The sequence below is a fragment of the Arhodomonas sp. KWT genome (genome assembly GCF_010993615.1).
In genome coordinates, this window is sequence record NZ_WNXE01000730.1 from 1 (window position 1) to 839 (window position 839).

At 69.7% G+C, this 839-nt stretch carries 1 protein-coding gene; it reads right to left on the reverse strand.

Going from position 1 to position 839, the window contains the following annotated elements:
* A partial coding sequence (gene rlmN / locus G7A99_RS22030; protein WP_163144114.1) for a 23S rRNA (adenine(2503)-C(2))-methyltransferase RlmN occupies positions 1-839 on the reverse strand: 839 nt, incomplete at both ends.

Here is an 839-nt window from a genome sequence, read left to right on the forward strand (position 1 = left end):
GCCCCGTCGATATCCTCCCCCCGGGTCCGGCGCACCGTGGTGATGTAGCCGGCGCGCTGCAGCAGCGAGGCGAAGCGTTGGATCCGCTCCGCCGGCGAGCATTCGTACGCCGCGCCGGGGAACGGATTGAAGGGGATGAGGTTGATCTTCGAGGGGATGCCCTCGAGCAACCGCGCCAGCTCCCGGGCGTGGCCGTCGCTGTCGTTCACGCCGTCGAGCATCACGTACTCCCAGGTGATGCGGCGGTGGGGCGTATTCGCCACGTACTGCCGGCAGGCGTCGAGCAGCTCTGCCAGGGGATAACGCCGGTTCACCGGCACGATCTCGTCACGCAGGGCGTCGTTGGGCGCATGCAGGGACACCGCCAGGCTGATGTCGCTCTCGCCCGCGAGCCGGCGCAGGTTCGGCACAAGCCCGGAGGTGGACAGCGTCACGCGCCGCCGGGAAAGCCCGTAGGCGTGCTGATCGACCATCAGCCGGGTCGCCGGCACCACGTTCCGGTAGTTCGCCAGCGGCTCGCCCATGCCCATGAGCACCACATTGGTCACCCGGCGGCCGCGCCCCTCGGCGTCGAGCGCGGACTGGGCGAACCACACCTGGCCGATGATCTCCGCCGTGGAGAGGTTGCGGTTGAACCCCTGCTGGGCGGTGGAGCAGAAGGTGCAGTCCAGCGCGCAGCCGACCTGGGAGGACACGCACAGCGTGCCGCGGTCGTTCTCGGGGATGAACACCGTCTCGATGGCGTTGCCGCCCTCCAGCGAGAGGACCCACTTGCGCGTGCCGTCCCGGGACTCCTGATCGAATACCGGGCTCGGCAGACGGACCTCGGCGTGCCGGTG